The organism is Dialister sp. i34-0019-2H8 (genome assembly GCF_042846925.1).
GTDB lineage: Bacteria > Bacillota > Negativicutes > Veillonellales > Dialisteraceae > Dialister.
This window is the reverse complement of sequence record NZ_BAABYQ010000001.1, coordinates 1,221,923-1,242,941: the sequence shown is the minus strand read 5'-3', so window position 1 is coordinate 1,242,941 and position 21,019 is coordinate 1,221,923. Positions and strand designations below refer to the sequence as shown.

Annotated in this window: 20 protein-coding genes; 19 read left to right on the top strand and 1 reads right to left on the bottom strand. The window is 53.4% G+C overall.

The features are described 5' to 3' along the window. Positions 1-81: 81 nt before the first annotated feature. Positions 82-1,311: a M24 family metallopeptidase gene (locus ACGG9R_RS05255; protein ID WP_390152326.1), complete on the top strand. Its 1,230-nt coding sequence runs from the start codon at positions 82-84 to the stop codon at positions 1,309-1,311. 86 nt (positions 1,312-1,397) lie between these two features. Here ACGG9R_RS05255 and ACGG9R_RS05250 read toward each other — a convergent pair whose 3' ends face one another. Continuing rightward, positions 1,398-1,964, bottom strand: coding sequence for a carbonic anhydrase (locus ACGG9R_RS05250; protein WP_390152323.1), 567 nt, complete (start codon positions 1,962-1,964; stop codon positions 1,398-1,400). Positions 1,965-2,850: 886 nt separating this feature from the next. On the opposite strand from ACGG9R_RS05250, the gene ACGG9R_RS05245 reads away from it, so the two are divergent. From ACGG9R_RS05245 to ACGG9R_RS05160, 18 genes are all read left to right on the top strand, one after another. Continuing rightward, positions 2,851-3,408, top strand: coding sequence for an isochorismatase family protein (locus tag ACGG9R_RS05245; protein WP_390152320.1), 558 nt, complete (start codon positions 2,851-2,853; stop codon positions 3,406-3,408). 47 nt (positions 3,409-3,455) lie between these two features. Beyond that, on the top strand, positions 3,456-4,445 hold the full coding sequence (gene thiL, locus ACGG9R_RS05240) for a thiamine-phosphate kinase (protein ID WP_390152317.1): 990 nt from the start codon (positions 3,456-3,458) through the stop codon (positions 4,443-4,445). Between the two features lie 74 nt (positions 4,446-4,519). Next, positions 4,520-5,272: a 2,3-diphosphoglycerate-dependent phosphoglycerate mutase gene (gene gpmA / locus ACGG9R_RS05235; RefSeq protein ID WP_390152314.1), complete on the top strand. Its 753-nt coding sequence runs from the start codon at positions 4,520-4,522 to the stop codon at positions 5,270-5,272. Between the two features lie 101 nt (positions 5,273-5,373). Continuing rightward, positions 5,374-6,282: a patatin family protein gene (locus ACGG9R_RS05230; RefSeq protein ID WP_390152312.1), complete on the top strand. Its 909-nt coding sequence runs from the start codon at positions 5,374-5,376 to the stop codon at positions 6,280-6,282. Beyond that, entirely contained in the window at positions 6,272-6,748 is a 477-nt protein-coding gene (gene tsaE / locus ACGG9R_RS05225; RefSeq protein WP_390152309.1) for a tRNA (adenosine(37)-N6)-threonylcarbamoyltransferase complex ATPase subunit type 1 TsaE, read from the top strand. Before ACGG9R_RS05230 ends, tsaE begins: the two co-directional genes overlap by 11 nt. Continuing rightward, on the top strand, positions 6,732-7,424 hold the full coding sequence (tsaB, locus tag ACGG9R_RS05220) for a tRNA (adenosine(37)-N6)-threonylcarbamoyltransferase complex dimerization subunit type 1 TsaB (RefSeq protein ID WP_390152305.1): 693 nt from the start codon (positions 6,732-6,734) through the stop codon (positions 7,422-7,424). Before tsaE ends, tsaB begins: the two co-directional genes overlap by 17 nt. After that, positions 7,397-7,855 (top strand): ribosomal protein S18-alanine N-acetyltransferase, encoded by a 459-nt coding sequence (rimI, locus tag ACGG9R_RS05215; RefSeq protein WP_390152302.1) that lies wholly within the window; start codon positions 7,397-7,399, stop codon positions 7,853-7,855. The genes tsaB and rimI overlap by 28 nt, the downstream gene beginning before the upstream one ends. Before the next feature lie 156 nt (positions 7,856-8,011). Then, positions 8,012-9,034 carry a tRNA (adenosine(37)-N6)-threonylcarbamoyltransferase complex transferase subunit TsaD gene (gene tsaD / locus ACGG9R_RS05210; RefSeq protein ID WP_390152300.1) on the top strand — a complete coding sequence of 341 codons (1,023 nt, stop codon included), beginning with the start codon at positions 8,012-8,014 and terminating at the stop codon, positions 9,032-9,034. 30 nt (positions 9,035-9,064) lie between these two features. Beyond that, on the top strand, positions 9,065-10,483 hold the full coding sequence (locus ACGG9R_RS05205) for a histidine kinase N-terminal domain-containing protein (RefSeq protein ID WP_390152297.1): 1,419 nt from the start codon (positions 9,065-9,067) through the stop codon (positions 10,481-10,483). Between the two features lie 3 nt (positions 10,484-10,486). Further along, positions 10,487-11,077, top strand: coding sequence for an ANTAR domain-containing response regulator (locus tag ACGG9R_RS05200; RefSeq protein WP_390152294.1), 591 nt, complete (start codon positions 10,487-10,489; stop codon positions 11,075-11,077). Positions 11,078-11,132: 55 nt separating this feature from the next. Then, the gene (locus tag ACGG9R_RS05195) at positions 11,133-11,798 is read left to right on the top strand and encodes a metal-dependent hydrolase (protein WP_390152292.1); all 666 of its coding nucleotides are present in this window, start codon (positions 11,133-11,135) and stop codon (positions 11,796-11,798) included. An 89-nt stretch (positions 11,799-11,887) separates the two neighbouring features. Then, complete coding sequence (locus ACGG9R_RS05190) at positions 11,888-12,493, top strand: hypothetical protein (protein ID WP_390152289.1); 606 nt, start codon at positions 11,888-11,890, stop codon at positions 12,491-12,493. Between the two features lie 374 nt (positions 12,494-12,867). Then, the gene (gene folP / locus ACGG9R_RS05185; protein WP_390152286.1) at positions 12,868-13,731 is read left to right on the top strand and encodes a dihydropteroate synthase; all 864 of its coding nucleotides are present in this window, start codon (positions 12,868-12,870) and stop codon (positions 13,729-13,731) included. 277 nt (positions 13,732-14,008) lie between these two features. Then, on the top strand, positions 14,009-16,006 hold the full coding sequence (gene recJ, locus ACGG9R_RS05180) for a single-stranded-DNA-specific exonuclease RecJ (RefSeq protein ID WP_390152283.1): 1,998 nt from the start codon (positions 14,009-14,011) through the stop codon (positions 16,004-16,006). Positions 16,007-16,405: 399 nt separating this feature from the next. Beyond that, a complete protein-coding gene (locus tag ACGG9R_RS05175; RefSeq protein ID WP_390155095.1) occupies positions 16,406-18,628 on the top strand; it encodes a RelA/SpoT family protein in 2,223 nt (740 codons plus the stop codon). A 156-nt stretch (positions 18,629-18,784) separates the two neighbouring features. Next, on the top strand, positions 18,785-19,234 hold the full coding sequence (gene dtd / locus ACGG9R_RS05170; protein WP_390152279.1) for a D-aminoacyl-tRNA deacylase: 450 nt from the start codon (positions 18,785-18,787) through the stop codon (positions 19,232-19,234). Between the two features lie 38 nt (positions 19,235-19,272). Beyond that, positions 19,273-19,914 (top strand): MBL fold metallo-hydrolase, encoded by a 642-nt coding sequence (locus ACGG9R_RS05165; RefSeq protein WP_390152276.1) that lies wholly within the window; start codon positions 19,273-19,275, stop codon positions 19,912-19,914. Beyond that, positions 19,911-20,966, top strand: coding sequence for an AI-2E family transporter (locus ACGG9R_RS05160; protein ID WP_390152273.1), 1,056 nt, complete (start codon positions 19,911-19,913; stop codon positions 20,964-20,966). The genes ACGG9R_RS05165 and ACGG9R_RS05160 overlap by 4 nt, the downstream gene beginning before the upstream one ends. Positions 20,967-21,019 lie beyond the last annotated feature (53 nt).

The following is a 21,019-nucleotide window of genomic DNA, read 5'->3' as shown; positions in this document are numbered from 1 at the left end:
TTCATTGCAGGGATACATCATCTTTGCTACAATCGTAGTAGATTCATTAGATGTGGATTGGTCAGACATAAAGGAGCTAATATGGCAATTTTGGAGCAGGCGTCCGTTCTGACGGATGCTATCCGTCCGGTCCCGGCAAAGGAGCTGGAACAGCGGCTGGAAAAATTTCGGAAACTCATGGATGCGCGTCATCCGGACTGGGAGATGGCGGTCATCAGTCACAAGGTAGCGATGTACTATTTCACGGGGACGATGCAGGAAGGAGCACTCATCATCCGTCCGGCGGATGCGGTCCTGTGGGTGCGGAGAAATTTCGTGCGCGCTTCGAATGAGTCTCACTTCAGTGATATCCGCCCGATGCGAAGCTTCCGCGAGGCGGCGGCTTTTTATTCACATGTCCCTCAGGGGATCTATGTAGAAACAAAGAAGACGACACTGGACTGGATGAAGCTCTTCCATAAGCATTTTCCTTTTGAGACGGCGCTGCCGCTGGATGATATCATGCAGGATCTGCGTCTTCGGAAAAGTGCCTATGAAATCATGCAGATGGAGCGTTCGGGAAGTATCCATGAGACGGTCTTGGATGTCATCGCACCGAAGCTCATCCATGCGGGCATCAGTGAGGCAGAGCTTGCCATCGAGATCTACAAGGAAATGGTGATCCGCGGTTCTCATGGTACGGCGCGCTTCAATCAGTCTCTGGGGGAAGAGGCCGTCGGGCTGGCGTCCTTCGGTAAGAGTGGTCTTGTCCGCACGGGGTTTGACGGCCCGGGAGGTACGGATGGGACCTGCATCGCGGTGCAGTCCATCGGGAATGCTTTCCGCCGCTTGAAAGAGGGACGGCTCGTCTATCTCGATATTCCCTGCGGCTTTGATGGCTATCATACAGATAAGACGGTGGTCTACTACTTCGGGGAACTGGCGAAGAATCCGGAGGCGGATGCCATTCTCAAGGCGCAGGAGGAGTGTCTTCGTCTGGAGGAGGAGGTCGTCTCTTTGATGAAGCCGGGGGAATCGATCGAGAATCTGTATCTAAAACCGATGGAAAAGTTTCAAAATATATATGGGGATGACTTCATGAACGGGGGCAAATTCCTCGGACACAGCATCGGACTCGTGATGGATGAAGCGCCTGCTCTGGCAAAGGGCTTCAAGGAGGTGCTCGAGCCCGGTATGACGTTTGCGGTCGAACCGAAAATCGCGCTCCCAGGGCTCGGCATGGTCGGGACGGAAAACACCTATGTCATCACAGAAAAGGGAGCACGCTCTCTCACGGGGCGGTCGTATCCTTTGAGAGAAATCCACAGCTGAGCCGGGATCCTTTTGAATTTCCCATAAAAAATGCCATGCGGATCCGTCGGGATCTGCATGGCGTTTTTATTGAAAGCCGTATTCTCTTAGTCATCCTCATCCAGCCACTCGACCTTGCCTGTTTCTATATCGTATACAGCGCAGGCGACCTGCTCCTCTTGGAGCAGAGGATCCTCTTCCGCGGAAAAGGCGGCGCGAATCTCCTTGCCGGCGCAGAGGACATTCAGACGGCAGGCCGCACGAGGGTCTTTTTCTTCACCGATGGCTTCCCGGATGGTATCTACGATGTAGCGGATGTGTCCGTCGGCTTCGCCATGGAGCGCGGCCTGCACGGCGCCGCAGCCGGTATGGCCAAGGATGACGACGAGGGGCGTTTTCAAATGGGATACGGCATACTCGATGGAGCCGAGCTGGTGGGCGTCGATCACATTTCCAGCGATGCGGATGGTGAAAAGTTCACCTAGACCACAGGAGAAGATGACTTCGGGGATGACGCGGGAATCCGCACAGGTGATGATCACAGCGCGAGGAGACTGCCCACCGGTCAGGGCGAGACGTTTCTCCGGGGAGATGTCTCCGGCAAAAGCACCGCTCTTTACATACGCGGCGTTTCCTTCTTTGAGTGTTTGCAAAACAATTTCTGATGTATGCACAGCTGCCTCCTTGTCCTTGACTACATGCTTATATACTACACCTTTTTATCCGGCATGCAAAGGAAGCGGCAGAACCAGCCGTGCAAAAAAAGGCATAAAAAAACATCCGGAAAAGGCTTCCCACCTATACCCGATGCAGGCGGAGCTCGGAATCGGTGACGGTCGTCCATGAGCACCGAAGTGCGGGAGGGCCTGTGCTATCGTCGGAACCCGGCCTCGCAGAGGACAGGGAAGTGGAAAAGCCATGCTTCCGGATATTCATTTTTCTTACTTGTCAGCCTAAAATGGGCATCGGCAGCAGGCTGTACGCTTCCGCTGACCCATCCGATGACGCATGCATATGGCAGATCTGCCCCTTCCGGTGCGGCCCTCCCTGTGATCTCGTAGCGCTTAGAGAATTCTGGAAATCGGAGAAACCGTCCATCTGGGGAACATGTTCAAATATGTCTATGCTTCATGACTATATGGTACTACGTTCTAAAGAAAAATGCAAGTGGGGAAAGAAGTGTGACGCAAGATGTAGTTTGTTTTATGGTTTACAACAATATCAAATATACCATTCTTACAGTAAATACAGAGGTTTAGATGATGTATACTGTTTGACTGTTGGTGACTGGCGTCTTAAAGCAACCAGAGATTAGGAGCCTCAAGTGACTAGTGACTTGATAATGCTTTCGGGCATCGCCCCATATATACTCGCGGCGAAGCCGCCACCTTCATTCCTAATTCCTAATTTAAGCAGAGCTTTCATCTGCCATCAGAGAGGGCGCGCTATGCATGATGTTTCATGCACAGCGCACTTTTTTTATGCATCTTTCTTCGGATATGTTAAAATAAGATGGCAGAGGGAAAAACATTTCCATTTTGCATACAGGAGGCTCATCACATGGATGATCTGATCATAGTAGACTGTCAATATGATTTTATCGATGGTACGCTGGCTTGCGCTCACAGCCATGAGGCGGTGGCATGGCTGGTCGATTTTATCAATACACACGAAGTGCGTGCGCTGTATACGTCTGACTGGCACAGTGAGACGAATGGTTCTTTCAAAAAGAATGGCGGCATCTGGCCGGTCCATTGTGTGGCCGGCTCCGAAGGGGCGGCGCTGGATCCCTCTTTTGCACGGGATATCAAGCGGTCGGCCAATCGTCCATCGAAGGAAAATCTCTTTCTCAAAGGTCTGCGGGATGATGTCGAAGAATACTCTGCTTTCCATGGGATGAACTCGGAAGGGAAGGCGCTGCATGATGTCGCGTCTTCTCATGTCTATGTGGGCGGTATCGCTTCGGAGTACTGCGTGAAGGAGACGGTCCTGTCTCTTTTGCAGTCAGGGCGGAGCGTGACGCTTCTCGTCCCGGGGCTGGGCTGGGTCGCTGAAGAGGATCATAAAAAAGCGCTCGCAGATCTGAAAGGTCTCGGGGCCCTGCTGGTGGAAGCCTGATCTTCGCAAGAAAGCAGCTGCAAAGGCCGCTTCGAAGGAGGATTTTCATGGAAGAGACTGTGAAAGATGTCGGTGAATTCGGTCTGATCGATCGCATAGCGAAGGATCTCATCTATCGGCCGGAGCTGGTCGTGATCGGCCCTGGCGATGATGGGGCGGTGTATAGGGTGCCGGCCGGCTATGATCAGGTGATCTCCACCGATACGATGGTGGAAGGGATCCATTTTATCAAGAAGACGATGCGCCCTTCCGATGTCGGATACAAGCTCTGTGCTTCAAATTTCAGTGATATGGCCGCGATGGGAGCGGATGCGATCGGATTCGTCATTTCGGCGGCGCTCCCGGAGCAGCTGCCGGTATCCTGGGTGGAATCCCTCTATGAGGGGATCCGCGAGTGCTGCTCATCCTATCGCGTGAATCTTCTGGGCGGCGATGTCACGGGCTCTCCCTGTGGTGTCATCCTGACAGGGACGGTGGTCGGTATGGTGCCCAAAGGACGTGCAGTCACGCGAGGCGGGGCGCGCTTTGGCGATCTCGTCTTTGCGACGGAGACACTGGGTGACTCAGCCGCCGGACTCTCCGCGCTGCTTGCGGGGCTTTCGGAAGAGTATCCCTCTCTATGTAAGCGCCATCAGCGGCCGCGTCCGCAGATCAAGCTCGGCAGCGCACTCAGAGCAGCCGGAGCGACATCTTTGAATGATGTCTCGGATGGTCTTTCCTCAGAGATCAATGAGATCGCCAAAGCAAGCCATGTAGAGATCGAGCTTTTTCGCGAGAAGATCCCGATTTCCGAAGAAGCCGGAAAATTGGGCGCGCGTCTCTCCAAGGATCCGCTGGACTGGGCACTCACGGGTGGTGAGGACTATGAACTCATCGGGACGATCTCAGAAGAAGACCTTCAAAAGCTCGATCCGCTGCTGCCTGTCTCTGTGATCGGAAGGGTCACGCAGGAAGGCACAGGCATCGTGTATCTGACGGATCGAGACGGGCGCAAGAGGCTTTTCGCCAAAGGGTATGATCATTTTGGTGATTCATGACCGATGATCAGACAAGGCAGTATATAGTAGAATATATGGGATTTACAATAGGTATTGTAAAAAGGAGAAAAACGATGTACACACTGGTAGTCATTCGTCATGGAGAAAGTGAATGGAATCAGAAGAATTTATTCTGCGGCTGGACGGATGTCGAGCTGACGGAGAAAGGCTACAGCGAAGCGCGTGAGGCAGGCCGCCTGCTCGCTAAAGAGGGATTTACCTTCGACAAATGCTATACATCTGTACTGAAGCGTGCCATTCATACGGCATACACGGTGCTCGATGAGATGGATCTCACCTGGATCCCTGTCGAGAAGAATTATCACCTGAATGAGCGTCACTACGGGGCGCTGCAGGGACTCAACAAGACAGAGACCACGGATAAATACGGTGCCGAGCAGGTTCATCTGTGGCGTCGTTCCTATGACGTCCGTCCGCCGGCTCTTTCGGCAGATGATCCAAGATGCCCGGAGAACCAGGCGCCGTATCAGAAATTCAAGGATGAAGTACAGCTTCCTTTGACAGAATGCCTGAAGGATACGGTCGCACGTGTGGCTCCGTACTTCGAAGACGTGATCCGTCCGGAAATCGCAAAGGGAGAGAAGATCCTGATCGCAGCCCATGGGAATTCCATCCGCGCGCTCCGAAAGCACCTCGAAGGGATCTCGAATGAAGAGATCGCCGGCATGAATGTACCGACCGGTGTGCCGCTCGTGTATCATCTGAATGAAGACTTCACGGTGCATGATGTAAGCTACTTAGGAGATCAGGATGCCATCGCGGCGAAGATCAATGCAGTCAAGAATCAGTCGAAGGGTTCTAAGTAAAAAAACGGCTTCACGGGAGATGGTTTCACCGAAGGGTGCGCCCCTTCGATGAGACCATCCGATTCCCCGGTACTATTCCAAAGGAGGCATTCCATTCACTCATGATGAAAGCGTGGAATACAGAAAGCGAGATCCATGGAGCGCAAGAGAGCCTGCTCATCATGGAAGGCGGTGCGATGCGCGGGCTCTTTACGGCCGGCGTGCTGGACGCCTTCATGGAGGAAGGACTGTATTTTCCATGCTCTATGGGGATCTCAGCCGGTTCCATGCAGGGGCTGTGCTACCTGGCGCATCAGAGCGGGAGAAGTCTTCGGATGAATACCCGATTTGCGAAGGATCCGCGCTATATGGGACTGCGGCATCTGGTGAAGCGGGGGAGTTATTTCAATTTCCACTTCATCTTTGGCGAGCTTTCGGAGTCGATCGATCCCTACGATTTTGAGGCGGCGGAAAAGTCGAAGGAGACGCTCTATATCATCATGACGGATGCTTTCACGGGTCAACCGGTCTACGTGTCGAGCCGCTCGTGTACGGTGAAGGAATTTTTCAAGATCTCGGAAGCCAGCTGCTCGATCCCGCTTTTCTCAAAGCCTGTCCCTTTGAAGGACGGCATCTATGTAGACGGCGGGATCGGCATGCCTTTTGTGCCGCTGCCCGAGGAGCTTCCTATGTGCTGCCGAAAGCCAGTGTACATCTTAACGCGCGATAGAGACTATCGCAAAAGGCCGGTGCCTGCCGGATTTCATGCGCTGCTCTCTATGTTCTATGGGAAGGACTATCCGCGGGTGGTCGAGGAAATGTGCGCCATCCCTGCGATATATAATAAAAAAGTAGAAAAGCTCCTTTCTTTGGAAAAAGAAGGGCGCGTCTTTGTCATCCGTCCGAAGAAGCCCGTCGTCGTATCACGGACGGAGAAGAATGTGGAGAAGCTCCGCTTGCTCCACCGAGAGGGCTATGAGGCAGGTCTTGCCTGCCATGAAGATCTGATGAGGTGGCTCCATGAAACATGAGGTAGTACTACATACAAAGAGCGTGGATGAAACGATGGCGCTTGGACGATTTCTCGGAACAGCAGCGGTGAATGATGAATTCATCGCTCTATCCGGAGATCTGGGTGCCGGCAAGACCCATTTCGTGCAGGGACTCGCTGCCGGCATGGGAATTTCCGGCGTTATCGGGAGCCCGACATTCACGATCATGAATTATTACGAGGGCGCGCTTCCCCTGAAACACTTTGATTTCTACCGCCTGCATCGAGAAGAAGAGCTCTATGATATCGGGTGGGAGGAATACAGCATGGGCGGCGTGACGGTCGCTGAGTGGGCAGACATGTTTCCTGATGTCGTGCCACCGGAAGCGATCCATATAGACATCCGTGTCCTCTCGGAAACAGAAAGAGAAATCCGCATCACATGGAGCGACGCTGCTCCGGATGCGATCGTAAAGGAGATTACACACTATGCTTCTAGCCATTGATACCTCTTCCCTTGTGCTGTCGTGCGCGCTGGCGGAAAAAGACCGGCTCGTCGCAGAATGGACGGTGCAGAAAAGACTGACCCATTCCGAGCAGCTCATTCCGCATCTGGATGCCATGATGAAGGAGGCAGGCGTATCTAAGGAAGACATCACGGCCATCGCCGTCTCCATCGGGCCCGGTTCATTCACCGGACTGCGCATCGGCCTTGCGACAGCGAAGATGGCAGCCTATATCTGGAAAGTACCGATCGTCGGGGTCGATACGCTGGAGTCACTGGCGCGGAATATGGAGGGGGCCGAGGCTTTCATCCTGCCGCTCGAGGATGCCCAGAGGGGCCATGTCTATGCGGCGCTCTACGGGGCTTTTGACGAATTCTGGAAGGAAGCACCGGAAGAGGCGGCGCCCATTGATGATGTCATTGCGGCGGCCCTCCGTCATGGAGGCCCTGTCATCGCGGTCGGTGAATGTGCCGATACGTATAAGGAAAAGCTGGTATCCGCCGGTATCCGCGTGGCAGCGCCACACAGCCGCCTTGCCAGAGCCGGCAGTGTCGCAAGAGCAGCTTGGGCAAGGCTGGAAAAGGGCGAAAAGGATGATCCGCTCTCCCTTCTTCCAAATTACATTCGCCGCAGTGAGGCAGAGGTCTTATGGGAAAAACTGCACGGGAAATCCTGATCCGCGAAGCGGAGGAAAAGGATGTGTCTGCCATTTATGATATCGGCTGCCTCTGCTTTTCCGATGCGTGGCGCAAGGAGACGGTGCATCATGACCTCATGGAGAATGAGCATAGTTTCTACCTTGTGGCCGAAGAGGACGGGTTTATCACAGGCTATGGCTGTTTCTGGTTCATAGCGGGCGAAGCACAACTTGTGAATATCGGCGTCCGCCCATGCTGCCGGCGTCAGGGCATCGGACGTATGCTCCTTCAAAAAGGCATCGAAGAAGCTCGGGGACGTGGTATGCAGACGATGTTTCTCGAAGTCCGCGTGAGCAATCTGTCCGCGCAGAAGATGTATGAGACCTTCGGATTCAAAAATCTGGGTCTCCGAAAGAAGGTCTACGATCTGCCCATCGAGGATGGGTATGTGATGGAAAGAGCATTGTGACCGGACCGGAAACGTAAAGACAAAGAGAGGGGCTTACGCCTTGTCCGTCTTTGCCCGGCGGAAAAGCCGCGCCCCTTTCTCAGGGGAAGAAGGCCTTTTCTCATTCCCCTGACCCCTATGTCCGGGGATCTATTCAACACTAAATAAGGAGTCAACATGAAAATACTAGCCTTTGAATCGAGCTGCGATGAGACTTCCTGCGCAGTCATCGAAGATGGGCGTCATATCTTATCCGATGTGATCTCCACGCAGGTGCCGATCCATAAGAAATTCGGCGGTGTCGTGCCGGAGATCGCATCCCGCCACCATATCGAGGATGTCCTTCCTGTTGCCATCGAAGCCCTTGAAGAAGCGCATCTAGGCTGGCAGGATATAGATGCCATCGCCGTGACGCAGGGACCGGGGCTCGTGGGCGCACTGCTGGTCGGTGTCGCCGCGGCGAAATCCGCGGCATGGGCACTCGGAAAACCGCTGATCGCAGTCAACCATATGGAAGGGCATATCTTTGCAAATCTTCTTCAGTATCCGGATCTGGAACCGCCATTCCTTGCGCTTGTCGTCTCCGGCGGTCACACGATGATCGTCATCGTGAAGGATTACAACACCTTCGAGCTTTTGGGACAGACGCGCGATGATGCGGCCGGAGAAGCCTTCGATAAGATCGCCCGTGTGATGGGCTATCCCTATCCGGGCGGTCCTCACATCGACCGTCTGGCACAGGAAGGAGATCCGAATGCCATCCATTTCCCGATGGGGCTTGGAAAAGAGCACACCTATGATTTCTCCTTCAGCGGACTCAAATCAGCGGTCATCAATTACCTCAATACGGCCAAAATGAAGAAAGAGGAGGTCCATCCGAATGATGTGGCAGCCTCCTTCCAGAAAGCCGTCGTCGATGTACTGGTCGAGAAAGCCATGCGCGCCGTCGATGCGACAGGTCTTTCGACCATTGCCCTTGCCGGCGGTGTCGCTGCCAACAGCGGTCTTCGCAAGGCCTTGAAGGCAGCCTGTGACAAACGCGGCATCCGCATGTGCCGTCCTGATCCCGTCCTCTGCACAGACAATGGAGCCATGATCGGCTGCCGTGCCTACTACATGGCACAGGCGGGGGACTATGCTCCTCTGACACTCAATGCAGATCCCCGTCTGCCTTTCCTGGCAGATCAGGTGAAGCTCTAAACTTTGCGAACGAAAAGAGGATGAAACGCGATGCAGACCCGAGGAATCGAAGTCAGTCAGCTCTATACCCTAGTCCGGGATACGACCAATCTGACTGGCGTACAGGCAAAAATCTTAGATCACATGCAGGTGGCTCTGCAGTGCGCTTCCGATATTTCTAAGAGCCAGGTCTACCTCTGTGCCCGAGGGAAGAATGAAGACATCTCTGTCATACTGACAGCCGTGAAGCCATCCTACACCCATGGCTCGACATTTTTCCATGCTGGAGACACCTTTCTGGTGGATGATCTGGCGATCGTCGACAATGTCTTCCAGACAGGGCGCAAGGTCGTCGGCAGGAAGGAGCTGGATCAAGGACGGGAGATCGCCGTCACAGCGTATCCGATCGTTGATAATGCAGGGCGGCCCTTTGCCGTCGTCTGCTTTGCCTCCGTGTCCCTGTCCCAGCAGCAGGTGCTGACCGATACGGCGAATCTGGCGCTGCAGGTACCATTTGCCGGCAAAGACTACTACAGCATCCGTCCGCAGGACGGCGTCATCATACTCGATGCCGCCGGACGCATCATGTATGCCAATGACATGGCCGACGATCTTTATCTCGTGCTGGACAAGGAGGCGATCGAGCAGCGTGACATCATCGGACACACCATCGTCCACTTCCCGCTGGTCGATGAAGTCATGAAGACAGGCCGCCCTGCATTCAGCGATGAAGTGTCTGAAAATATGACGCTCTCCGCCTGGGGGCTCCCGATCATTTCCGGCGGCCGGGTGACGCGGACGGTGATCGTTTTGACCGACGTGACAGCCATCCGTGAAAAAGAACGGCAGATCCTTGTCAAGGACTCCGTCATCAAAGAGATCCATCACCGCGTCAAAAACAGTTTGAATACCATTGCGGGGATGCTTCGCATGCAGGCGCGGCGCTCAAAGGATGAAGATACAAAAGAAGCACTGAAGAGAGCCGTCAGCCGAATACTTGGGATCTCCAAGATCCACGACATTTTGGCGAACCAGAGTGGGGATCAGGTCGATATGGACGTGCTTCTCGATAAGATCTGCAAGCTCTCTGTCGACAGTCTCGCACTCTGCGCCGTCGATGTGGTGCGCGAAAAAGGAAGGCGGCCTTTGATCGTGAATTCCGAAAAAGCCGTACCGCTTGCGATCGCAACGAATGAACTCATTCATAATGCGATCGACCACGGATTTCATAAGATGCCGCGCGGCACGCTGGTGGTCGGCACGGAGATCGATCATGGACGCCTGCATGTATCTATCAAAAATAATGGACACCCGCTGCCGGAAGATTTCAGTACAAGGACATTTGATCTGGGGCTTCAAATCGTCAGAAATCTCGCAGAGATCGAACTCAAGGGCGAGTTTGGCTTAAAAAATGAGGATTCTATGGTCGTGGCAGATATTTATTGCCCGCTGGCTTTGATGGAGGCATAAAAAATGGCAGAAAAATATAGAATCGTCATAGCAGATGATGAAGCGCTCATCTGCATGGATTTAAGAGAAATGCTCGAAGAAGCCGGACACACAGTCGTCGGCGTCGGCTCAGATGGGGTGGAGGCTTTGGATCTTGTCAAAGAAAAAAAGCCGGATCTCGTCATCCTCGATGTGAAAATGCCGCGCCTTGACGGCATCCAGGCAGCAAAGATGATCGCCCATGACAATGCAGCGCCCGTGGTTCTCCTGACGGCTTTCGGTGATGAAGACATCATCGAAAAAGCGAAGAAGTCCATGGTCTTCGGCTATGTCATGAAGCCTGTCGATGAGAGAAATCTGTTCCCCGCCATCCAGATCGCAGTGTCTCAGTTTAGGCAGAAGAGCGAGATCGTAGATCGGGTGAAGGACATGGAGCGTGAATTTGCCGCCAGAAAGATTATCGACCGCGCCAAAGGGCTTCTGATGGATTACTACCATATCAGCGAAGAAGATGCCTACCGACGTATGCAGCAGACCAGCATGAAGCGCGGCATCGCCCTCGCTGATGTAGCACAGAAGATCGTCAAGGAGATCATGGCGCGAAAGAATAAATAGCGATACATTCCAATCCATCCATACCATTTTATGAGTTTCGAAAGGAGCGATTTTTATGAAGTACACATTTTTCGGACATGCCTGCTTTCGTCTGGACACCGGCAAGGAGAAGCTGCTTTTTGATTCCTTCCTCACGGGAAATGGAGATGCCGCCGTATCTCCGAATCGGGTGAAATGCGACTACATCCTGCTTTCCCATGCGCACAGCGATCATTTCGGTGACTCTGTAGAAATCGCCCGCCGCACGGGTGCTACGGTCGTTGCCATCCCTGAAGTCATCGGTCTTTTCCCGAAGACGGTCTTAAACTTTGCACCGATGAATTTAGGCGGCCAGTACAAGACAGACTTCGGCACGATCAAAATGGTACAGGCGCTGCACAGCTGCGGCGTGCCGGGCGGTATCCCATGCGGATTTATCATTTCTTTCAAAGAGGGACCGACCGTCTACTACGCAGGCGATACGGCGCTCTTTGGCGATATGAAGCTCTTCGGCGAGATGTATGATATCGACTATGCCATCCTTCCGATCGGGGATAACTACACGATGGGGCCGGAGGATGCGCTCCTCGCTGCGAAATTCCTGAAAGCAAAGCATGTGATCCCCCTTCACTACAATACCTGGCCCGTCATCGCGCAGGATCCGGCGGCTTTTGCGGAAAAGGGCAGGGAAGAGGGCATAGACGTCATCGTCGTGAAGCCCGGAGAGAGTATCGAACTGTAAGCGGTAAAGCATACAGGCAGAAAAAAAGAGGAATGCTGATTCTGTCCCGATGAGACAGGATCAGCGATTTCCTGGTATGAGGAGTATCCATGACAAATAAGGAAGAAAAATTCTGGGGCGCCGTTCGTGCGTCTGAAAAAGACTGGCAGGCAGCTTCTGATCTTTTGACAGTCCTGTGGACAAAGAACATGTCGCCGGAGACATACAGCGCATTTCTCACCGCCTTTCGTCATATGGCAGCCCTTCAAGAGGAGATGACGCTGAAGCTCTCCAAGACATGGAAAGGAAGCCGCCAGTCGTATGCGGCGGCTTTTCTGCTAGAAGCCGCGAAGGCTTTCGACGTGCTGAAAGAGATCGGACGTCTCTCTCTGCTGCGGACTGACCTGCCCGTACCGGAGGAAATCCTTGCCCTCGTGGAACTCTCCGGCGGGGCAGCCACAGAATGGCAAAAGATCCTCCGCTATATGGAAGATACGGAGGGAAACCGCTTGAAGATGGAAGCGCGCCTGCATCGCATCGCTGCCTATCAGGAACGCGGGGAAAAGGAGAGCTTTGCACTTCTTCGTTTCCTGTACAACGGAGAAGATGCCGTCGCTCTCATCTACTGGAAGGATGCCGTAACAGATCTCTCCCGTTTCCTCTCTGCCGTGAATCGAAAAGCAGAGCTTCTGCAGCGGCTCATCGAAGAGGCATAAGCACAGCAGGGCGCGGATCCCATGCCAAACGAAAGATCGCCCCTGCCATTTGCCCCTTTTTGGCAGATAGTCCCTTTAATATTTCAAGTTTCGATGCTTCCCACTGGAAATTTCTCAAATATCATGTATAATAGAAGTACATGGAGGAAATGCCATGCAGCAGAGTTGTTCTGCTTGTCCAATTGATGATTATTTCCCTGATTATCAATTCGGCTGCGTCTGAATCATACTCCTCAATGATTCGTTCGCACAGGAAAGCGGCTTACGCCGCTTTTTTTGTTGCCCTTTTATGGTATAATTTGGAAGATATTCAGCAGCCGCTTCCCTTGATCTTTACGATATTTTTTCCTGCAGCGATGCAAAAGGAGATACATATGACCAGACCGGTGCGCAATTACAAATGGAAGGATGGGAAAACGCTATCCCTTGGAGATGTTTCCCTTGTCATGGGCATCCTGAACGTGACGCCTGACTCCTTCTCCGATGGAGGTTTGTGGAATACCAAAGAACATGCGATGTCTCATATGAAAGACATGGCAGCAGACGGTGCTGCTATGATCGATGTCGGTGCAGAGTCGACAAGGCCGGGACACACAGAGTTGACGGCAGAGGAAGAGACAGCACGTCTCATGCAGCTTCTTCCTCTGCTGCTAGACGAAAGCAGCGTCCCGATCTCTATCGACTCCTACCACTATGAGACGATGGAAAAAGCCCTGTCTGCCGGAGCGCATATGGTGAATGATGTCTGGGGCTTTCAGTACGATGACGGCAGCATGGCCGCCGTTACGGCAGCCCATGGCGTCCCTGCCATCCTGATGCACAACCAGAACGATACCGTGTATGAGGGAGATATCATCTCCTCGATGAAGTCCTTCTTTGACCGGACACTTTCCATCGCCTTTGCCGCCGGTGTGAAAGAAGAGAACATCATCCTTGATCCGGGCATCGGCTTTGGAAAGACCGGCGAGCAGAATATGGAGGTACTCGCCCGCCTGGATGAACTCACACAGGCATATCCGTATCCATGGCTTCTCGGCGTCAGCCGCAAGCGGTTCATCGGCACGATCCTTGACCTTCCGGCAGAAGAAAGAGACGAGGGGACAGCAGCCGTGAACCTTTGGGGCATCGAAAAGGGCTGCACCCTCTTCCGTGTTCATGATGTGAAGACGACAGCGAGAGAAGTGAAGATGTGGGATGCGCTCAGAAAACAGGCGCGCCTGCAGCATGGGGGAAAGTGACTGTTGACCGAAGGGATCGTTGTGAGCATCCATTTATTAAAAAGAGAGCGCTTTGGCGCTCTCTTTTTAATTGAGAATGATAATACGGCATAGCTATTGAGAATCAAAAATGGTATAATTGTTGCAAATTACATCTTTTACGGACGATGGATGGATGATCGAGAACATATCACAGACATGATAGCAAAACTGCACAGCAGAAGGACGCACCCGGTATTTTGTAAGACCGGAAAGACGCGTACATCAAAGCTTCCATCCATCTCCAGAAATCGAGGGCATGATGACACAAGGACGAACCGCCTGCCGCTGGCATATCCGGGCAGGCGAAAACGAAACAAAAGAGATCCCTGCGTTTTTCCGCAGGCATTCGGTCACAGATGGTCTTGCGCGTATCCTGATGCGGCGCGGACTGGATACAGAAGACAAATTATCCCATTTTTTATACGATGACCTGTCGGATCTGTCAGATCCTTTCTTGATGAAGGGGATGAAGGAGGGCGTCACCCGTCTTCTTTCTGCGATCGATCGCAAAGAGAAGATCGTAGTCTACGGAGACTATGACGTAGACGGCATCACATCGACTTCGATCCTCGTGCGCTGTCTGAAGGGCATGGGCGCGGATGTCGGATACTACATCCCCCGGAGAGAAACGGAAGGATATGGGCTGAATGAGAAGGCTTTGCTTTCCCTCCGGAAAGAGGGCTATACGCTCCTCATCACGGTGGACTGCGGTATCAGCTCGGCAAAGCTGATCGCAAGAAAACCCGAGGGTCTGGATATCATCGTGACGGACCATCACACACCGCCCGAGCAGCTGCCGGCATGCATCGCCGTGATCAATCCTCACCAGAAGGACTGCCCGTATCCGTACAAGGAGCTTGCGGGCTGCGGCGTCGCTTTCATGGTGGCCAGAGCACTGCATCTCTCGCGGGATGGTGTCGATTTCACAGACAATGTAGAGCTCGCCGCACTGGGGACGATCGCAGACGTGGTATCTCTGACCGGAGAAAACCGTATCCTGGTACGGGAGGGGATGAAGCGTTTCCTTACGACCTCCATCAAGGGGCTTTCTTCGCTCCTGATCGCATCGGGCATCGTTCATGAGGATACGAAAGCGATCACGCATGCGGATCAGGTGTCCTTCGGTCTGGCGCCCCGTCTGAATGCAGCCGGACGCATTGCCCATGCCAAAGAAGGCGTACAGCTGATGACGACAGAGTCCAGTGAAGAGGCGGAGCGCCTCGCCAGTCAGCTCTGTGATACGAATGTGACGCGCCAGCAGATCGAGCGGAATATCTTCGAGGAAGCGCAGAAGCGCATCGCCGAGCTCGCTATCGAAAAGGACATGGCCCTTGTCGTGGACGGGCAGGACTGGCATCCCGGCGTCATCGGCATCGTAGCGTCGCGCATCCTGGAGATCTACCATCGTCCGGTACTGGTGCTGACAGTCCGAGACGGGGTCGGGAAAGGCTCCTGTCGCTCCATCCCTGCTTTCAATATCTATGAAGCCCTGGCAGCTCAGAAGGATCTCTTGCTCCAGTATGGCGGACACAAAATGGCAGCCGGCTTTTCTATCGAGGCAGACAAGATCCCCGAATTTCGAAAACGGCTCAATGCCTATGCGAAAGCAAGGCTCACTCCCGAAGACTGTATCCCTGTCCTTGAGGTAGAGGAGTGCCTGCCGCTCTCCGATGTATCCATCGATTTCATTCACTCGCTCGACCTTTTAGAGCCCTGCGGCTGTGACAATCCGAAGCCCATCTTTGCTACGCGGCAGGCATTCGTGGAAACGGCGCGCCGCATCGGACAGGACAGACGGCATTTCAAATGCCAGCTGTCTGCCGGGAAGGAGCTTATCGATGCGATCTTCTGGGGCGTGGGGGATATCGATCCCTGCCGCGCAGGGGATGTGGTCGATCTAGTTTTCGAACCGGAAGTCCATGAATGGTATGGCGAGCATGTACAGCTCATCTGCCGCGATATCCGAGAGGAAAATGAGAAGCTGCTCTCCCGCGATCTGCTGGTAGACATCTACAAGAAGCTCACCGTTTTCCTGAAGGACCAGCCACGACCTGTGAAGGAGGTACAGAGCTGCCTCATGACGCAGGGCGGCTTCGAAAAAGTCAGCCTCAGCATGGGACTTGCCGTTTTTGAAGAGCTTGAGCTCCTCTCACGCTTTTCCAGAAACGGGGAAGAATTTTACCAGCGCCGTATCGCAACGAAAAAGCTGGATCTCATGGAGTCTGAAGTGTATAGGAAGCATAGAATGTTTTAGGTTCGAGGTCGTGACAGCTTCGCCGCAATCCTTCGGGATGCCTGAAGATATCCTCTCACTTTACCAGTCATGCCTGATACCGGCTCTCCTTTCACAGGTGATGATACACCTCCATTCCTTGGAACGTAGAAATCAGAGAGCGGGCAGTGCCATTTTCATGAGGGAGCTTCCGGCACTGCCTTCCGGAGCTTGCACCCGAAGTCCTTAATTTTGATGCTGTAAGGAGGCACCGCTATGAATGATACAGAAAACAAAAAAACAGAAGTACCGGTAGAAACGAATGCCCTTCCAGCACCAAGCGTATTCAATCGCAATCTCAATGAAGAGACCATCCATACGGATGCCTCCGCCTCGACGCTGGCCGAATTTCTGATCCATCAGGATGAATATGTAGAACGCATGAAAGAGCAGCAGGATTTTGCCGGAGAAAAAGAAGAAGAGCATAAAAAGCTCTTCGACAAGCTGAAAACGTACATGCATGATGAGAAATCGCTCGACCTCATCGAAGAAGCCTACGAGCTGGCAGAAAAAGCGCATGCGGGACAGACCAGGCAGACGGGCGAGCCATACATCATCCATCCCGTCTCCGTGGCCTACATTCTGGCGGAGCTGGAAATGGATAAGGAAGGCGTCATGGCAGCACTCCTGCATGATGTCGTCGAGGATACCGGCTATACGCTGGAAGATCTCAAAATGCTCTTTGGCGAAGAAGTCGCCTTCCTGGTCGATGGCGTGACGAAGCTCTCCCAATTCCACTACAAGGACAAAGAGGACCAGCAGCTTGAGAATTTCCGCAAAATGTTCCTCGCAATGGCCAAGGATATCCGCGTCGTTGTCATCAAGCTGGCAGACCGCCTGCACAATATGCGTACCCTAGGCATCTTCCGGCGGGAAAAGCAGATCCGCATCGCACGCGAAACGATCGAGATCTATGCTCCGCTGGCACACCGCTTGGGGATCTATAACATCAAGTGGGAACTGGAGGATCTCTGCTTCCACTACCTGCATCCGGAGGAATATGCTGACCTCGTGCGCCAGATGAAGCAGAAGCGCAAGGCGCGTGAGGAGATCGTCGATGATACCATGCGCGTGCTCCACGAACACATCGAGGAAGCGGGGATCAAGGCGACCATCACGGGACGTCCGAAGCATTTCTACAGCATTTACAAGAAAATGAAAAGGGATAACAAAGACTTATCCCAGATCTATGACCTCTATGCGGTGCGTGTCATCGTGGATACCATCCCGCAGTGCTATGCGATCCTCGGCATCGCACACTCTCTCTGGAGACCTCTTCCGAACCGCTTCAAGGACTACATCGCCGTCCCGAAGCCGAATATGTACCAGTCGCTCCATACGACCGTCATCGGGACGAAGGGGCAGCCGGTAGAGATCCAGATCCGCACGTGGGAAATGCACCATATTTCCGAATACGGTGTCGCCGCTCACTGGCGCTACAAGGAAGGCAGACATGCTGGCGGCAAGGACTTCGATGCGAAGATCTCCTGGCTGCGCCGCATCCTGGAATGGCAGGATACCAGCAACCCGAAAGAATTCATGAATGCCCTGAAGCTCGATGTCTTCTCGGATGAAGTCTTCGTCTTCACACCGAAGGGCGATGTCATCAACCTGCCGAAGGGCTCGATCCCGATCGACTTTGCTTACCGCATCCATACCGAAGTCGGCAACCGCTGCATCGGTGCGAAGGTGAATAATAAGATCGTCCCGCTCGATACGAAGCTGAAGAATGGGGATATCGTCTCTGTCATCACTTCGAAAAATGGCAAGCCGAGCTATGACTGGATCAATATGGTCGGCGCGGCTGACAGTAAGGCGAAGATCCGCAGCTGGTTCAAGAAAGAAAACAGAGAAGAAAATATAGCACGCGGGCAGCAGCTCCTGCTTGAGGAAACAGACCGTCTTGGCTATGAATGGAAGAAGCTCATCGGAAAAGACCGCCTGCTCGAGGTCGCGAAAACCTTCAACTGTCCGACCACCGATGACCTTCTTGCCTCCATCGGCTTCGGCGGTATCCCCGTGAAGAGCACGATGGTGAAGCTCACAGAAAGATACAAGAAGGAGCTTGCTCTCCAAAAGCCCGTACTTCAAAAGACCGCAAAGGATCTGGAGAATCTCAAGATGCGCAGCATGAAAGCGCGCTCGTCCTCCGGCATCCTCGTCCGCGGGGAAGTGGGACTCGAGGTGCATCTCGCTAAGTGCTGCACCCCGGTGCCGGGTGACTCCATCGTCGGCTTCGTGACGCGCGGCCGCGGCGTCTCAGTCCATTGTGCGGACTGTCCGAATGCCATCAATTTCCCGGACAAAGACCGCATGATCGATGTGTCATGGGAAGAAGAGACCGGCGGCATGTTCCTCGTCACGATCGAAGTCATCTGCTACGACCGCACCGGTCTCATGGCGGACATCCTGGCTGTGCTGACCGAGATGAAGCTCTCCGTCTCTGCGGCGAATGTCAAGGTCGAGAACAATGGCATGGCTGTCATGAATCTTGGAATCCAGATCAAGGATCTGGCGCAGCTCGACTTCATCATGACCAAGATCCGCCGCATCAAGGGCGTCCATTCAGTCAGAAGAATGCAGTCGTCGAAGGGGGAAAATTAGTAAGAAGGGGTGAGTGGTGACTTGCATACCACTTTCGGGCACCACCCCCATAGAACCTATAGAACCTGCTGAACCTCTTTCGCAAACAATCAAAGGGCGGGCACGCCCCACGGGCTGACCCCGAACCCTGAACCATTTTATAAAGGAGACCTATTAATGCGTGCTGTCGTTCAAAAATGCAACTGGTGCAAGGTGGATTCCGAAGGTGAAGAAACGGCTTCCATTTCCAAAGGCTTTGTCGTTCTTCTGGGTGTCAAAAAAGGCGATACCGAGAAAGAGGCAGAGTACATCGCAGACAAGATCCTGCACCTTCGCATCTTCGAGGATGAAAATGATAAACTGAACCTGTCTCTCTTGGACGTGAAAGGGGAGCTTGCGATCGTTTCCCAGTTTACTCTCTATGGAGACGCCAGAAAGGGGCGCCGCCCCAGCTTTTCACAGGCGGAGCTTCCGGAACGGGCGAATGCGCTTTATGAATATGTCGTTGACATCTGCCGTAAAGCCGGTGTCTCTGTTGGGACCGGCCGTTTCCGCACCCATATGAAGATGGCCCTCGAAAATGACGGCCCCGTGACGCTGCTTCTCGACAGCGATAAGAATTTTTAGCCGCTGCCGCAAAAACGTGAATCAAAGGAGGATTTGTTATGAAAATCAAATACACAGTACTCGGTCCTTTTATGACAAACACCTATATCGTGTACAATGAAAAGACCATGGAAGGGCTGGTCGTAGATCCCTCCTTTACACCGGAACACTACATCCATGCCATCCTGCAGGATCAGATCGAGCTGAGATCCATTTTTCTGACACATGCCCATGTGGACCATATGGCCGGCATGAATGCGCTGCGCGCCCGTTTCCCGAAAGCTGAGCTCTATATGAGCCGCGGAGACGCCTCGTATCTGAAAGACCCCTCCAAGAATTTATCCTATGAATTCCCCGACCACGTACTCGTAGAGGATCCGGAGCACTGGGTGAAAGGGGGAGACACTATCAAGACCTGCGGACTGGACTTTACCGTGATCGATACTCCGGGGCATACACCGGGCGGGATCTCCTTCTATGAAGCGAAGGAGGGCATCGTCTTCACGGGAGACTCTCTTTTCCATGGCTCCATCGGGCGCACCGATTTCCCCGGAGGCAGTATGACGACGCTCGTGACCGCCATCCGGAAGAATCTTTTCTGCCTGCCAGATACCGTAACCGTGCTTTCCGGACATGGTGATCCGACGACCATTGGCCAAGAAAAGAAGACGAATCCCTTCCTGGTGGGAGGCGGCCTATGAGATGGGGCGCTGAATTCTGGATGCGCATCGGCATTGCGCTCTTTTTCTTCGGACTGGTGGTCGCGGCCCCCATGATCCTCTTCCCTTTCACCGTCTCGCTGGTGCTCGCGATCCTTTTGAATCCGCTGGCGAAATTCATCCATGAACATATCCGCGTCTGCCGCGGGATGGCGAAGATGCCCTATGATATCGCGATCCTGATCTCCTTTGCCATCTTTATCGGCATTGTATATATGATCATTGTCCACATCGTCGTGCCGTTCATCGGAGAATTCCGTGCCTTCGTGAAAGGCATCCCCGATATGGTGACAGCGGTGCAGCAGGCGATCCCGGAGATCGAGCGGCAGTACCAGCTCTCCCTGATGCCGCCGGAAGCGAAAAATTTCATTTCCCGCATCATTCAGGATGTCGGCGAGTATACGCTGAAGGTCGCACAGTTCAGCCTGTCCGCGATCTTCTCTTTTGCAAGTACGGTGGTCGAGCTCATCGTCGTACCCTTCATCACATTCTACATGATGAAGAGAGGCAGCTATTTCGTGCATGTCTTCATCGGTTTCTTTCCTGACCGTTTCCATCATCATCTCGAGACGATCTTCAAGGAGATCCACTTCATGCTGAATGCCTACCTGCGCGGGCAGCTGCTTCTTTCCGTCATCATGGCCTTTGTCGTTTTCCTCGGCATGTGGTCCATGAATATTCCCTATCCTCTGGTCATCGGACTTCTGGCAGGCGTCGTGGAAATGATCCCTCTCATCGGACCGATCATCGGAGCGATCCCGCCCGTTTTCCTCGCTCTGCTTCAGGGGACAGGCGTCATGGCGAAAGTCATCATATTCTACATCATCGTCCAGCAGCTCGACGGTCATTTCTTCATGCCCAAGCTCATGGGCAGCATCATCGATGTACATCCCGTCGCGATCATTGCAGGAGTCCTCATCGGCGGACAGCTTTTCGGCATCGTCGGCATGATGATCTCCGTCCCGCTGGTCGCCGTCCTGCAGGTCATCCTGCGGCATATGTGGTTTTATGATAAGTACAAGATGAGAAAATAGGGGGCGCTGGCAGCTTCCGGGAAATATCGGCTTCTCCGACTTCCCCTTTCTGA